Below are 14,399 nucleotides of genomic sequence, written 5' to 3'. Positions count from 1 at the left end.
GGAGGACGGGCAACGCATGACGTACGACGCTGACGTGATCGTGATCGGAGCGGGCCTCGCGGGCCTCGTGGCCACCGCCGAGCTGGTCGACGCGGGGCGCAAGGTGATCCTCCTCGACCAGGAACCCGAGCAGTCGATGGGCGGCCAGGCCCACTGGTCCTTCGGCGGGCTGTTCTTCGTCGACTCGCCCGAACAACGCCGCATGCGCGTCCGGGACAGCCGCGCCCTCGCCCTCCAGGACTGGTTCGGCACCGCCGGCTTCGACCGCGAGGAGGACGCCTGGCCGCGCCGCTGGGCCGAGGCCTACGTGGACTTCGCCGCCGGCGAGAAGCGGCCCTGGCTGCACGCCCGGGGCGTCCGCTTCTTCCCGGTGGTCGGCTGGGCCGAGCGCGGCGGCTACGACGCCAACGGCCACGGCAACTCCGTCCCCCGCTTCCACATCACCTGGGGCACCGGCCCCGGCCTCGTCGAACCCTTCGAGCGCCGGGTCCGCGCCGGCGTCGCCCGGGGCCTGGTCCGGCTCGCCTTCCGCCACCGCGTCACCGGCCTCGCCACCACCGCCGGCGCCCTGGACACCGTCACCGGCGAGGTACTGGCGCCCTCGCGGGCCGTACGGGGCACCGCCAGCGGCCGCGAGAGCACCGGCACCTTCACCCTGCGCGCCCAGGCGGTCGTCGTCACCAGCGGCGGCATCGGCGGCAACCACGACCTCGTCCGCACCCAGTGGCCCGCCCGCCTCGGCACCCCGCCCAAGCGACTGCTGTCCGGGGTCCCCGCCCACGTGGACGGGCTGATGCTCGGCATCGCCGAGGCCGCCGGCGCCAGCCACATCAACAAGGACCGGATGTGGCACTACACCGAGGGCATCGAGAACTGGAACCCGATCTGGGCCCGCCACGGCATCCGCATCCTGCCCGGCCCCTCCTCGCTGTGGCTCGACGCCACCGGCAGGCGGCTGCCCGTGCCGCTCTTCCCCGGCTTCGACACCCTCGGCACCCTCGACCACATCACCCGCACCGGCCACGACCACACCTGGTTCGTCCTCAACGAGCGGATCATCGGCAAGGAGTTCGCCCTCTCCGGCTCCGAACAGAACCCCGACCTGACCGGCAAGTCCGTACGGGGCGTCGTCGAGCGGGCCCGGCAGGCGGTCCCCGGTCCCGTCAGGGCCTTCATGGAGCAGGGCGCGGACTTCGTCGTCGAACGCGACCTCGCCTCCCTCGTGCGCGGCATGAACGCCGTCACCAAGGAGGACCTCCTCGACGAGGACACCGTCCGCCGCGAGATCGTGGCCCGCGACCGCGAGATCGCCAACCCCTTCACCAAGGACCTCCAGGTCACGGCCATCCACGGGGCGCGCCGCTACCTCGGCGACAAGCTCATCCGCACCGCCGCCCCCCACCGGATCCTCGACCCGAAGGCGGGACCCCTGATCGCCGTCCGCCTCTCGATCCTGACCCGCAAGTCCCTCGGCGGCCTGGAGACCGACCTCTCCTCCCGTGTCCTGACCCCCGGGGGCGAGCCGCTCCCCGGGCTCTACGCGGCCGGCGAGGCCGCCGGCTTCGGCGGCGGCGGCGTCCACGGCTACCGCGCCCTGGAGGGGACCTTCCTCGGCGGCTGCATCTTCTCGGGCCGCGCCGCGGGCCGGGCGGCCGCCGCGGCGACCGTCTGACGTCGATCCCGACGGATCACCGGCACGGAACCACCCGCACGGAACCACCCGTACGGGACCGCCCGCACGGACCACCCGTACGGACCGCCCGCCGAGGGCTCAGAGCGCGAAGGGGCCCTCGGCGAGGCGGAAGCGCTCGGCGACGACCGGGGTGGCGTCGCCCACCGTGTACCGGGGGTCGCCCACCGCCGCCCGCACCGGCTCGCTGTGCCAGAACCCCTCGTGTGCCGTACGCCATTCGGCCACGGACCCGTAGCCCTCGCCCTCGTCCAGCGCGTGCCGCAGGTCCACCTCGGCCAGCGGCAGCACGCGCACCTCCGTCACCTCCAGCACGGCCACCGTCCGCTCGTCGGAGTCCACCAGCGCCACCCGCTCGCCCGGCACGGGCAACGGCTCCCCGACCGCCTCGTACTCCTCCAGCAGCCCGGTCGTCGTCGTCTTCGCCCCGCTCAACACCGCCGCCACCAGTTGGTCGCGCAGCGGCCCGGGGAAGCCCAGCTCGAACGGGCGCAGTTCCTCGTAGCTCGTCATGTGATCACCCTACGGGCGCCCCCCCGCGCCCCTCCATCGGTTTGAACGGCCGGAGATCGTCGCCACATCCGCCCCAACTCGTCCACCTTCCACACCAGTTGAAACCCGCCACCCACCGGGACGGACCTTGACGCGGAGCGCTGCCTACCGGTTTGCTGTGCGTGATCATCCGGTTTCACGAAGACACGAACCGGCCGCACCGCCCCGAGACCACCCCGTGCGCCCCCGCGTACGGCGCCCACCCGTGCCCGCGTCCTGGAGGGAACCCGCGGATGTCCCCGCCGCCGCCCCTCGGCCGCGCCCGCAAGCGGGACGCCCAACTCTTCGACCCCGCCCTCGGCGACACCGAACTGGTCGACGTACGCACCCAGTTCGCCCAGGGGCGGTGGGCCCGGGCCCGCTCCCTGCTCGTCGGCACCGGCGACGACTGGGACCGCCGGGGCCACCGCGTCGTCGTCCTCGCCGAGACCCCGGCCGCCGGCGCCTGGGCCCGCGAATGGCTCCTCGCCGAACCGGAGAGCGCCGACGCCGCCACCCTGCTGGCCTGCGCCGCCGTCTTCGCCGCCCTGCGCGGCAAGGGCACGCCCGAGGCCGCCGACGAGGCCTGCCGGCGCGCCGCCGCCCTGCACCCCGCCGACCCCACCCCCTGGCTGGGCCTGCTGCTGCTCTGCGGCACCTTCGGCACCGAGGAGGAGTTCAGCCGCCACTTCGACCAGGTCCGGGCCCGCCACCGCGAGCACCACCACGCCCACCACCTGATGGTCGCCAAGCTCGCCGAGCGCACCCCCGCCGCCGGCCGCGACCCCCTGCACGAGGTCTACGACTTCGCCGCCTGGGCCGCCGAGGAGTCCCCGGCCGACTCCCCGCTCGCCGTCCTGCCCGTGATCGCCCACTCCGAGCGCTACCGGGTCCTCGCCGCCGACCGGGGCAGCGCGCTGCCCGAGGCCGCCATCGAGCACTGGACCGGCCGCCGCGCCCGCCAGGTCCTGCGCGCCGCCTTCGACTGGTGGCTGGAGTGGGAACGCGAGGACCACCCGCGCAACCGGGTCGACCTCAACTTCCTCGCCCACGCCAAGCTCTGCGAAGGGCGGCCCGCCGAGGCCGCCGCCCTCTTCCACCGCATCGGCAGCCACGCCACCCGCGCCCCCTGGTCCTACCCGGACCGCGACCCCCACAAGGCCTTCCTCGCCGCGCGCAGCGCCGCGCTCGGCACCCCCTAGCCCCCTGGGTCCCACGCACGGAACGCACCCGGACCGACACCCCCGAAAGGATCCCGCCATGCCGACGGGCAGATCCACCACGCTCCCCGCCGAGGCCGAGATACGCACGTACAAGGGCCAGGACCGGGCCCTTCGCGCCGACCGCCTCGGTACCGCCGGACTGCTGCTCTCCGTACTCGCCGCCAGCGCCCCCCTGATGGTCGTCGCCGGGGTCATGCCCACGATCTTCGGGGTCATGGGCATCGTCGGCCAGCCCCTGCTCTTCGTGATCCTCGGCGTCGTCCTCGCCCTCTTCGGCGTCGGCTACGCCGAGATGAGCCGGCACGTCCACAACGCCGGCGCCTTCTACGCGTACATCGCCCGGGGCCTGGGCCCCACCGCCGGCGCCGCCGCCTCGCTCGTCGCCCTCGTCGCCTACAGCGCCATGCAGGTCGGCGTCTACGGCATCCTCGGCTTCGAGGTCTCCGGCCTCTTCGCCACCTACCTCGACGTCGAACTCGCCTGGTGGATCCCCGCCCTCCTCGCGGTCGCCGCCACCGGCGCCCTCGGCTGGCTGAAGATCGACCTCAACGCCAAGGTGCTCGGCGTCCTGCTCCTCATCGAGTGCGCCCTCGTCGTCATCTTCGACGTGGCCGCCCTCGGCAAGCCCGGCCCCGAAGGCCTTTCCCTCGGCGCCTTCGACCCCGCCGCCCTCTCCGGCGCCGGCCTCGGCACCGCCCTGTGCTTCTGCATCGCCGCCTTCGTCGGCTTCGAGCAGTCCCCGGTCTACGCCGAGGAGACCAGCAAGCCGCACATCGTCGTCTCCCGCGTGATGTTCCTCGCCATCGGCTTCGTCGCCCTCTTCTTCGCCCTGAGCGCCTGGGCCCTGACCGTCGCCACCGGACCCGGCGCCGTCGTCAAGGCCTCCGCCGAGGCCGGCCCCGGCCTCCTCTTCGAACTCACCGGGAGCCGGCTGGGAGCCGGCTTCACCGACGTCCTGCACGTGCTCTTCGTCACGGGCATGTTCGCCGCCATGCTCAGCTTCCACAACGTCGTCGCGCGCTACGCCTTCGCCATGGGCCGCGAGGGCCTCCTCCCGGCCCGCTTCGGCCGCACCAACCCCGGCACCGGCGCCCCCGCCACCGGCTCCCTGCTCCAGACGGTCATCGCCCTCGTCGTCGTCCTCGCCTTCGCGCTCACCGACGACCTGCCGACCGGCGACCCCACCGCGCCCGTCCTGCACCTGTTCACCTGGATGGGCAGCGTCGGCGCCCTCGGCGTGACCTCCCTCATGGCCACCGCCTCCTTCGCCGTCATCGCCTTCTTCGTCCGCAGGGGCACCGCCGGCGCCCAGGTGTGGCGGCTCGTCGCGGCGGGCCTCGCCGGGATCGCCCTCGTGGGCATCGCCCTCTACACCGTGAAGGACTTCGGCGTCCTCGTGGGGGCCGAGGAGGGCTCCGCCCTCTCCTGGGCCCTGCCCGCGATCATCCTCGTCGCCGCCCTGGCCGGCCTCGCCCACGGCCTGCTCCTGAAGTCCCGCCGCCCCGAGGCGCACGCCCGCATCGGCCTCGGCAACGAAGCCTTCCGCCTCGACCAGGCGGCGGAGGCCACCCCGCGCGATTGAGGCCGCAGGCCTGCGATCCGAGCCCGTACGAAGCCCCCGGCGACCGTTTCCATGGTCGCCGGGGGCTCCCGTGCGTCAGGGGCCGATTTTGGCGGGTGGCCGAACCTCATGGTCTCCTGGGGCGACAAAATCACCGGAACGCGGCACGGGGGACACCACCCAGCTCCCCACGCGCCGCGCCCGGACCTGCCTGTCCGAACCACGAAGGCGAAGTCCCGTATGAGTGACCGCACCTTGACCGAGGCCCCCGCCGAGGCGTCCGTCCGCCACGTCGACGCCGGTGACGAGGGCTACAGCAAGGACCTCAAGTCCCGCCACATCAACATGATCGCGATCGGCGGGGCGATAGGCACCGGCCTGTTCCTGGGCGCCGGAGGCCGCCTCGCCGGCGCCGGCCCCTCGCTGGCCATCGCCTACGCGGTCTGCGGCGTCTTCGCCTTCTTCGTGGTCCGGGCCCTCGGCGAGCTGGTCCTCTACCGCCCGTCCTCCGGAGCCTTCGTCTCCTACGCGCGCGAGTTCATGGGGGAGAAGGGCGCCTACACGGCCGGCTGGCTCTACTTCCTCAACTGGTCCACCACCACCGTGGCGGACATCACGGCCGCCGCGACCTACGCCCACTTCTGGTCGATGTTCACCGACGTCCCCCAGTGGGTCCTCGCCTTCATCGCCCTGGCCGTCGTCCTCACCGCGAACCTGATCTCGGTGAAGTACTTCGGCGAGATGGAGTTCTGGTTCTCCCTGGTCAAGGTCGCCGCCCTGGTGATCTTCCTGATCGTCGGCATCTACCTCGTCGCCACCAGCCACGACATCGGCGGCAACACCCCGGGCCTCGCCAACATCACCGACAACGGCGGCCTCTTCCCCTCCGGCGTCCTGCCGATGCTCCTGGTCATCCAGGGCGTCGTCTTCGCGTACGCCTCCGTGGAGCTGTGCGGCGTCGCCGCCGGTGAGACCGAGAACCCCGAGAAGATCATGCCGAAGGCGATCAACTCGATCATGTGGCGCGTGGGCCTCTTCTACGTCGGCTCCGTGGTCCTGCTCGCCCTGCTGCTGCCGTACACGGCGTACTCGGCCGACCAGAGCCCCTTCGTCACCGTCTTCGACAAGCTCGGCGTCCCCGGCGCCGCCGGCGTCATGAACCTGGTCGTCCTGACCGCCGCGCTCTCCAGCCTGAACTCCGGCCTCTACTCCACCGGCCGCATCCTGCGCTCGATGGCGATGTCCGGCTCCGCGCCCAGGTTCACGGGCGTCATGAACAAGGGCAAGGTCCCCTACGGCGGCGTCCTGTTCACCGCCGCCTTCGGCGTCGCCGGCGTCGGCCTGAACTACTGGATGCCGGGCGAGGCGTTCGAGATCGTCCTGAACCTGGCCTCCATCGGCATCCTCGGCACCTGGGCGATGGTCATGCTCTGTTCGCTGTTCTTCTGGCAGCGCTCCCGCAAGGGCCTGGTCGACCGCCCCGCGTACCGCCTCCCGTGGGCCCCGTACACGCAGATCGTCACCCTGGTCTTCCTCGTGACGGTCCTGGTGCTCATGTGGAGCGACGGCGGCGTCGGACGCACCACCGTCATGTTCCTCCCGGCCATCGCCGCCGCCCTGGTCGGCGGCTGGTTCCTGGTCCGCCGCCGGGTGGCCGAGATCGCTTCGACCCGCGACTGACGCACCCGTACGCACGACGAGGCCCCCGGGCCGGGAACCCCTCCCGGCCCGGGGGCCTCGTCGTGGCCGCCGCGCTCCGGCGCACGGCCGGGAGCACGTTCCGGCGCACGGCCCGGTGCCTGCGGCGGGAGAACCCGGGCGGAAAACGAGAAGGACCCCGCCGAAGCGGGGTCCTTCTCCGTTGTGTCCGAGGGGGGACTTGAACCCCCACGCCCGATAAAGGGCACTAGCACCTCAAGCTAGCGCGTCTGCCATTCCGCCACCCGGACGGGGTGTGTCCGCGCCGACCCTTGCGGGGCCGTTGCGACGAGGGAAACATTACCAAACATTCCAGGTCCGCCGTCCACGCCCGGTTCCGGGGCCGGAGCCCCGCGGGCGGAAAACGAGAAGGACCCCGCCGAAGCGGGGTCCTTCTCTGCTGTGTCCGAGGGGGGACTTGAACCCCCACGCCCGATAAAGGGCACTAGCACCTCAAGCTAGCGCGTCTGCCATTCCGCCACCCGGACCGGGTGCCTTCCGCGCACCCTTGCGGGCCGCGGCGACGTGGAAAACATTACCAAACAGTCCGGGGTCCTCGATCACACCCCCGCCGGCCGGGCTTCGGCCTTGGGGAGACGGGCCCGGCGCGCGAGGATGGGGGAGGCAGCCGGTACCGATCAGTGGGAGGAAGCAGCGTGAGCGCAACGGGCGCGGGCAGGACCGTCTCCGGCCAGGACGAGGTCGTGGACCTCTGCCGGGACCTCATCCGGATCGACACCAGCAACTACGGGGACCACTCGGGCCCCGGCGAGCGCAAGGCGGCGGAGTGGGTCGCCGAGAAGCTCGCCGAGGTCGGGCTGGAGCCGCAGATCTTCGAGTCGCACAAGGGGCGCGCCTCCACGGTGGCCCGCATCGAGGGCGAGGACCCCTCCCGACCGGCGCTGCTGATCCACGGCCACACGGACGTCGTTCCGGCCAACGCGGCGGACTGGACGTACGACCCCTTCTCGGGCGAGATCGCCGACGGCTGCGTGTGGGGCCGGGGCGCCGTCGACATGAAGGACATGGACGCGATGACGCTGGCCGTCGTGCGCGACCGCATGCGCAGCGGGCGCAAGCCCCCGCGCGACATCGTGCTGGCCTTCCTGGCCGACGAGGAGGCCGGTGGCGTCTACGGCGCCCGCCACCTCGTCGACAAGCACCCCGGCCTCTTCGAGGGCGTCACCGAGGCGATCGGCGAGGTCGGCGGCTTCTCCTTCACGGTGAACGAGAACCTGCGCCTGTACCTCGTGGAGACCGCCCAGAAGGGCATGCACTGGATGCGCCTGACGGTGGAGGGCACCGCCGGTCACGGCTCCATGACCAACAACGACAACGCCATCACCGAGCTGTGCGAGGCCGTGGGCCGCCTCGGCCGCCACCAGTGGCCGGTGCGCGTGACGAAGACCGTACGGTCCTTCCTCGACGAGCTCTCGGACGCGCTCGGAACCCCGCTCGACCCCGACGACATGGACGCCACCCTCGCCAAGCTCGGCGGCATCGCCAAGATGGTCGGCGCGACGCTGCGCAACTCGGCCGCCCCGACCATGCTCGGCGCCGGCTACAAGGTCAACGTCATCCCCGGCCAGGCCACGGCCCACGTCGACGGTCGCTTCCTGCCGGGCTACGAGGACGAGTTCTTCGCCGACCTCGACCGGATCCTCGGCCCGCGCGTGAAGCGCGAGGACGTCCACGGGGACAAGGCCCTGGAGACGGACTTCGACGGCCGCCTCGTCGACGCCATGCAGGGCGCCCTGAAGGCGGAGGACCCGATCGCGCGGGCCGTGCCGTACATGCTGTCCGGCGGCACCGACGCCAAGTCCTTCGACGACCTCGGCATCCGCTGCTTCGGCTTCGCGCCGCTCCAGCTGCCGCCGGAGCTGGACTTCGCCGGGATGTTCCACGGCGTGGACGAGCGGGTGCCGGTCGAGGGCCTGAAGTTCGGCGTCCGCGTGCTCGACCGTTTCATCGACGAGGCATAACGCCGAAGAATCGCGAAGGTGTGCGCATTGCACTGAGAAGAGTGAATGCGCTCATACGCTCGTAGCCCTGGTGATCCCTCCTCGTTACAGGTGGTGCGGTCCGCGGCTGGGACCGCACTTGCCTACTAGGAGGAACAATGCTCAAGAAGGTTGTCGCCGCTGCGGCTGCCACCGGTGGTCTGGTTCTCGCGGGTGCGGGTCTGGCCGTCGCCGACGCGGGCGCCCAGGGTGCGGCCATCGGCTCCCCCGGCGTCCTGTCCGGCAACGTCGTCCAGGTTCCGGTCCACATCCCGGTCAACGTCTGCGGCAACACGATCTCCGTGATCGGCCTGCTGAACCCGGCCTTCGGCAACACCTGCGTCAACGCCTGACGCGACTGAAGGTTCTGGCCCCGGGACGCATTCCAGCGTCCCGGGGCCGCCGGGCTTTTCCGGCCCGGAATCTCACTTTTCGGCACATCAGGCGGGGGAGCCTGGCCGAACACGTACACACCAGGGGACGAGTACAGATGCGACGACCGGTTCAGGTCACGAGGAAGACACTGATCACGATGGCGGCCGCGGGGGGTGTCCTCGCGCTGGCGGGTGGTCAGGCGCAGGCGGACTCCCGAGCGTCCGGACACGCCGCGAACTCTCCGGGCCTCCTGTCCGGCAACAACGTGCAGGCTCCGGTGGACGCGCCGGTGAACGTCTGCGGCAACACGGTCTCGGTGATCGGCCTCTTGAACCCGGCCTTCGGGAACCACTGCGCCAACGCGTCGGGCAAGCCCGGCGGGCCGCAGCACCCCGGACACCCGGGGCACCCCGGCGGCGGGGACGACGAGCCCTGCGAGGAGGAGCCGGGGCAGCCCGGTCACCCGGGTCACCCGGGCGGCCAGAACCCGGGTACGCCGGGTGGACACACCCCGGGCGGCCAGAACCCGGGTACGCCGGGCGGGCACACCCCCGGTGGCCAGACCCCCGGTGGCCAGACGCCGGGTGGTCAGACGCCGGGTGGTCAGACGCCGGGCGGCCAGACCCCCGGCGGCCAGACCCCTGGCGGTCAGACGCCGGGCACCCCGGGCACGCAGAACCCGGGCGGCCAGACGCCCGGAACCCCCGGTGCGCAGACCCCGGGCACGCCGGGTACGCAGAACCCGGGCGGTCAGACTCCGGGCACCCCGGGCGGCACCCCCGGTGCGCCGGGCGTGCAGAACCCCGGCACGGGGCCGGGCGCCACCGCCCCGCAGCCGGGCACGGGTGACCGGGGCCCCGGCCTCGCCGCCACCGGCGCCGGTGACGCCCTGACGGCCGGGGTTCCGCTCGCGGGCGGACTGTTGCTGGCCGGAGCCGTGCTCTACCGCCGGGCCCGCAACGCGGCCTGACGCACGCTCACGACGCGGATCCCGGCCCCCGGGGTCCGCGTCACCAGGTCGCCCGGACCTGGCGGATGATCCGGCGTCGCAACCGGACGCGGCGGCTGCCGTCCCGGTGCAGGGTCAGGCGGTCGAGCTCCCAATGCCCGTACTCCGCGTGGTCGGTCAACAGTCGGGTGGCCTCCTGGCGGGGGGTCCCGCGGGGCACGTACACGTCGACGAATTCGTATTCCGGCATCGCATCTATTGTGCGGGCACCGGCCCGCTACGGATAGCGTCTGCACTATGTCTGATGCCGCTCTGCCCACTGTTGCCGAGGTACGCGCCGCCGCCGAGGCGGTCAAGGCCGCTCTCGACCGTCACCTCGCCGCGGTCGAGAGCAGGATCGGGGACGAGGATCCGGCCGTCTACGCCGCGTTCAACGAACTCGCCGCCGCCGCCGAGGAGTACGACGAACTCCTCTACGACCGCTACGACGAGGTCACCCCCTTCGAGATCCCCACCCCCGAGGACGGAGTCCCGTACACCGGCCCCGCCGAGCCCGTCGCGTTCAGCGTGCTCATCCGCCGCGACTACGCCGTCGTCGAGCCGGCCCGACTGGTCGCCCAGGCCGAACGGGTCGCCGCCCACGACCGTGACGCCGAACTCGTCGACGACGGCGGCACCGCCGGCGCCCTCGGGGTGCTCTTCGGGGAGTACGAGCCCGACGAGATCGCCTCCCGCTACAAGGAGTTCGGATTGGAGGAGGGCGACTCCACCCTGTGGATCGCCGCCCTGGAGGAGACGGCCGAACCGGGGGAGTGGCTCGGCGCGCCCTTCGGGCAGACCGACCCGCAGGACGTCCTGCACCGCTTCGACGTGAGCGCCGTCTTCGACGACGAGGGGGAGTTCTTCGACGACGCCCCCGACGGGGCGGACGAGGGCACCACCGCGCCCGGACTCACCCCCGCCTGACGCCGCCCGTGCCCCCGCCCGACCGGGCGGGGGCACGGAACGGCCCCGCCCTACGCCCCCGGCTCCTCCTGGGCCGCCGTCAGGGCCCGCAGCAGACCCGTCAGGCGGGTCGTCCGCGGCTTCGGCGGCACCTGGGCCACCGCGTGCGCCAACGCCTGGTCGACGCCGTGCACCACCGACAGGTGCCGCTCCGCCCGACCGAAGGCCGTGTACACCCAGTCCCGGGACAGCGCCTGCGCCGCGTCCCCCGGGAGCACGACCACGGCCGCCGGCCACCGGGCTCCGGCGGCCTGGTGCGCCGTCAGCGCCCAACCGTGCCGCACGCGCGCCTCCACCCGGTCGCGCGGTACGAGGATCCGCTCGCCCGCGGGGTCCTCCAGGTGCAGGCCCCGCTCGTCGGCCGACACGACCCGGGCCGGCAGCGCCCGCCCGGGAGACGGTACGTGGACCACCAGATCGCCGGGGTCGAAGCCGCCGAACCGGCCGGGGCCGGGGTTCAGCCGCTCCTTGAGGGCCGCGTTCAGCGCCCGGGTGCCGGTGGTGCCGCCGTGGCCCGGGGTGATCACGCGCACGGCCTCCGGCGGGATCCCGAAGGCGCGCGGCACCGACTCGGCGACCAACTGCACGGTGCGGTGCACGGCCTCGCCGGCGTCCCGCACGGGAACGATGACGATCTCCTTGCCGGGGGCGTCGACCTGGTTCAGCTCCCCGATCCCGATCCCCGAGACCAGCTCGCCGAGCGGGCCGGGGTCCGGCGTGCGCGACACCACCCGGGGGTGCGCCCCCGCCGCCAGGACGTCCGCGAACACCCGGCCGGGTCCGGCCGATCCGAGCACGCCGGGATCGCCGGACAGCACCAGACGGGCCCCGTCCGGCACGGATTCCACCAGGGCCGCGGCCGTCTCCACGTCCAGCTGCGGGGCGTCCAGGACGACCAGCAGGTCCAGGTCGAAGCGGCCCTCGGCGTCCCGCCCGGGGCCTTCCGCGCCCGCGAGGAGCCCCGCGACGGTGACGAGGCCCGGGGCCGGGACGTGCGCGGCCAGACAGACCCGCAGCCCCCGCTCGCGGGCGCTCGCGACCAGGGCGAGCGGCTCGGCGCGGGCCGCCTCGCCGCCGGTGTGCAGGACCAGGCCGTGGGCGGCGACGGCCGCGGCCAGCTCGGCGCCCGGGGCTCCGGCCGCCGGCCCCGGGTCCGCCCCGCCGGTGAAGGTCGCGGACAGTCGGGCCAGGCCGTCGGCGAGGCTCTCCTCGGCGAGCGCGTACTCCTCCAGGCCCACGAGGATGCGTACGGGCTGCTCCTCGTCCTCCCCGACGGGTTCGCCGAGCGGCTCGTGGAACGCCAGTACCGCGCCGTCCCCGACGGCGGTCTCCACGGCCGCGTCGGGGGCCGGCACCCCGTACTGAGCCAGGGCCTTCTCCAGCAGCGGGGCCTCCAGGGCGGTGTGCCCCTTGAGGGCGGCCTGCGCGAGCAGCCAGGTCACCAGGGCGGCCCCGCGGCGTTCGTCGGCGGGACCGGCCTGCGGGCCCAGCAGGGCCTGCGCGAAGCCGTCGGCCTGCGCGGGACGCACGCCGGGCAGGGCGAGGAGCCGCCAGGGGTCCTCCGCGAGCCTCTCCGCGGCGCCCTCGCCCAGCGCCGAGGCGGCCTGGGCGGCCAGGGCCTCGGGGGCGCCGCCGCGGGCCAGCACGGCCCGTACGGAGGCCACGTCGGCCTCGGCGGGCTCCGGGGCGGTCGGGACCGCGGCCGGGCGGGGCGGGGCCGGGGGAGCGGGGGCCTGCCTGCGGGGGGCGGCCGGGGCCTCGTCGAAGAAGACGGGGGACGGCTTGCCGCCGGCCTCGACGGCCCGTACGGCGGCGAGCAGGTCGGCGGCCTTGCCGCTGAGCTTCGCGCCGGCCTCGACCGGGGCCTCGCGTTCGGCCTTGCGGCGGGCGATGCGCTCCCGCTCGACCTTCTGCGCGGCCAGCTCGGCCTGTGCCTCGGTGAGCCCGGGGGGCGCGTCGGCGGCATCGGCGGCGGCCGGCTCCCCCTCGGTGCCGTCGCCCTCCGCGGCGTCCCCCTCTGCGGCGTCCGCCGCCGAAGCGTCGGCCTCGTCGGCCTCCGCCGGAGCGTCGGTCCCGGCGTGCTCGTCGCTCTCGCTGCCGTGGTCGCCGTCACCGCCGTCGCTGCCGTCGTCCTCCGCGTCCGCGTCGTCGGCGTTCGCGGGGTCCTCCTCGGGGGCGGTCGCGGGAGCGGCGGCCGGGTCGACGGCCCCGGGCGCCCCGGCGGTTGCCTCGGGGTCGGCGGCGGGGCCGTCCGGGTCGGTGGCCTCGGGGTCCGTGCTCACAACGTGCTCCAGTCCTGATCGGGGTAGCGGTGCACGGGCGCCGACACGTCGTCCAGCGCCCGGCGGATCTCCTCCGGAAGGGTAAGGGCCTCCACCGACAGCGCCGCCCCGAGCTGCGCGGACGTCCGGGCCCCGACGATCGGCGCGACCACCCCCGGGCGGTCCCGGACCCACGCCAGGGCCACCTGGAGCGGGGTCACGGCCAGCCCCTGCGCGGCGGTCACCACCGCGTCCACGATCCGGCCCGCGGCCTCGTCCAGGTACGGGTCCACGAAGGCGGCCAGGGACTCCGAGGCGCCCCGCGAGTCGGCGGGGGTGCCGTCGCGGTACTTGCCGGTGAGCACCCCGCGTCCCAGGGGCGACGAGGGCAGCAGCCCCACGTCCAGGTCGAGGGCGGCCGGCAACACCTCCCGTTCCACCCCGCGTTGCAGGAGCGAGTACTCCATCTGGGTCGAGGCGAGCCGCGTCCGCGTCCCGGGCGCCGCCAGCTGCCAGGTGGCGGCCTTCGCCAGTTGCCAGCCGCTGAAGTTGGAGACGCCGGCGTAGCGGGCCCGGCCGCTGGCGACGGCGAGGTCCAGCGCCTGGAGGGTCTCCTCCAGCGGGGTCGCCGGGTCGAAGGCGTGGACCTGCCACAGGTCCACGTGGTCGGTGCCGAGGCGGTCGAGGGAGTCGTCGAGGGCGCCGAGCAGGTGTCCGCGCGAGCCGTTGAACCGCCGGTCGGGATCCGGCACGCTGCCGGCCTTCGTCGCGATGACCAGGTCCCGGCGCGGGACGAGGGAACCCACCAGTTGCCCGAGCAGGTACTCGGCCTCCCCGCCGCCGTACACGTCGGCGGTGTCGACGAGCGTGCCCCCGGCCTCCCAGAAGGTCTTCAACTGCTCGGCGGCGGCTTCCTCGCCGGTGTCACGGCCCCAGGTCAGGGTGCCGAGGCCGATCCGGGAGACGCGCAGTCCGGTGCGGCCGAGATGCCTCTGCTCCATGAGCGCTGAGACTACTGGGGCACTGCCGCAGCGCCGTCGGGCGCGCTACAGTCCCCGCAGACTCACGTTACTGATGGGTAAGACGCACCGCGTGAACCGCGCATC

Annotated in this window: 12 protein-coding genes and 2 tRNA genes; 8 read left to right on the top strand and 6 right to left on the bottom strand. The window is 73.8% G+C overall.

All coding sequences use genetic code 11. The annotated features are described in order from the left end of the window. Positions 1 to 16 precede the first annotated feature (16 nt). Positions 17 to 1,672 (top strand): FAD-binding dehydrogenase, encoded by a 1,656-nt coding sequence (locus AB0D01_RS18820; RefSeq protein WP_363056547.1) that lies wholly within the window; start codon positions 17 to 19, stop codon positions 1,670 to 1,672. A gap of 99 nt (positions 1,673 to 1,771) precedes the next feature. Here the strand turns inward: AB0D01_RS18820 and AB0D01_RS18815 are convergent, their stop codons facing one another. Further along, on the bottom strand, positions 1,772 to 2,203 hold the full coding sequence (locus tag AB0D01_RS18815) for an ASCH domain-containing protein (RefSeq protein WP_363056545.1): 432 nt from the start codon (positions 2,201 to 2,203) through the stop codon (positions 1,772 to 1,774). A gap of 272 nt (positions 2,204 to 2,475) precedes the next feature. On the opposite strand from AB0D01_RS18815, the gene AB0D01_RS18810 reads away from it, so the two are divergent. The 3 genes from AB0D01_RS18810 (at position 2,476) to AB0D01_RS18800 (ending at position 6,685) form a co-directional block, all read left to right on the top strand. Next, positions 2,476 to 3,423: a hypothetical protein gene (locus AB0D01_RS18810; protein ID WP_363056543.1), complete on the top strand. Its 948-nt coding sequence runs from the start codon at positions 2,476 to 2,478 to the stop codon at positions 3,421 to 3,423. A 58-nt stretch (positions 3,424 to 3,481) separates the two neighbouring features. Continuing rightward, a complete protein-coding gene (locus tag AB0D01_RS18805; protein WP_363056541.1) occupies positions 3,482 to 5,026 on the top strand; it encodes an APC family permease in 1,545 nt (514 codons plus the stop codon). Positions 5,027 to 5,245: 219 nt separating this feature from the next. After that, complete coding sequence (locus AB0D01_RS18800) at positions 5,246 to 6,685, top strand: amino acid permease (protein WP_363056539.1); 1,440 nt, start codon at positions 5,246 to 5,248, stop codon at positions 6,683 to 6,685. A gap of 184 nt (positions 6,686 to 6,869) precedes the next feature. Here the strand turns inward: AB0D01_RS18800 and AB0D01_RS18795 are convergent. Both AB0D01_RS18795 and AB0D01_RS18790 read right to left on the bottom strand, forming a co-directional pair. Then, a tRNA-Leu gene (locus AB0D01_RS18795) sits at positions 6,870 to 6,954 on the bottom strand. A gap of 152 nt (positions 6,955 to 7,106) precedes the next feature. After that, positions 7,107 to 7,191: transfer RNA gene (locus tag AB0D01_RS18790), tRNA-Leu, on the bottom strand. Between the two features lie 153 nt (positions 7,192 to 7,344). On the opposite strand from AB0D01_RS18790, the gene AB0D01_RS18785 reads away from it, so the two are divergent. From AB0D01_RS18785 to AB0D01_RS18775, 3 genes are all read left to right on the top strand, one after another. Further along, entirely contained in the window at positions 7,345 to 8,685 is a 1,341-nt protein-coding gene (locus AB0D01_RS18785; RefSeq protein WP_363056537.1) for a M20/M25/M40 family metallo-hydrolase, read from the top strand. A gap of 137 nt (positions 8,686 to 8,822) precedes the next feature. Then, complete coding sequence (chpH, locus tag AB0D01_RS18780) at positions 8,823 to 9,056, top strand: chaplin ChpH (protein WP_362877285.1); 234 nt, start codon at positions 8,823 to 8,825, stop codon at positions 9,054 to 9,056. 179 nt (positions 9,057 to 9,235) lie between these two features. Further along, positions 9,236 to 10,048 carry a chaplin gene (locus tag AB0D01_RS18775; protein WP_363056535.1) on the top strand — a complete coding sequence of 271 codons (813 nt, stop codon included), beginning with the start codon at positions 9,236 to 9,238 and terminating at the stop codon, positions 10,046 to 10,048. Between the two features lie 40 nt (positions 10,049 to 10,088). On the opposite strand, the gene AB0D01_RS18770 is transcribed toward AB0D01_RS18775, so the two are convergent. Then, positions 10,089 to 10,277 carry a DUF5703 family protein gene (locus AB0D01_RS18770; RefSeq protein WP_281205875.1) on the bottom strand — a complete coding sequence of 63 codons (189 nt, stop codon included), beginning with the start codon at positions 10,275 to 10,277 and terminating at the stop codon, positions 10,089 to 10,091. Between the two features lie 47 nt (positions 10,278 to 10,324). Here AB0D01_RS18770 and AB0D01_RS18765 point away from each other — a divergent pair, with 47 nt between their 5' ends. Further along, entirely contained in the window at positions 10,325 to 10,993 is a 669-nt protein-coding gene (locus AB0D01_RS18765) for a hypothetical protein (protein ID WP_363056533.1), read from the top strand. A gap of 50 nt (positions 10,994 to 11,043) precedes the next feature. Here AB0D01_RS18765 and AB0D01_RS18760 read toward each other — a convergent pair whose 3' ends face one another. Beyond that, entirely contained in the window at positions 11,044 to 13,314 is a 2,271-nt protein-coding gene (locus AB0D01_RS18760) for a helix-hairpin-helix domain-containing protein (RefSeq protein WP_363056531.1), read from the bottom strand. Then, positions 13,311 to 14,294, bottom strand: coding sequence for an aldo/keto reductase (locus tag AB0D01_RS18755; protein ID WP_363056529.1), 984 nt, complete (start codon positions 14,292 to 14,294; stop codon positions 13,311 to 13,313). Before AB0D01_RS18755 ends, AB0D01_RS18760 begins: the two co-directional genes overlap by 4 nt. Positions 14,295 to 14,399 lie beyond the last annotated feature (105 nt).

Source organism: Streptomyces sp. NPDC048606 (assembly GCF_040650855.1).
Taxonomy (GTDB): Bacteria; Actinomycetota; Actinomycetes; order Streptomycetales; family Streptomycetaceae; genus Streptomyces.
Note: the sequence above shows the minus strand (reverse complement) of the source record. Positions and strands in the feature narration are given on the sequence as shown.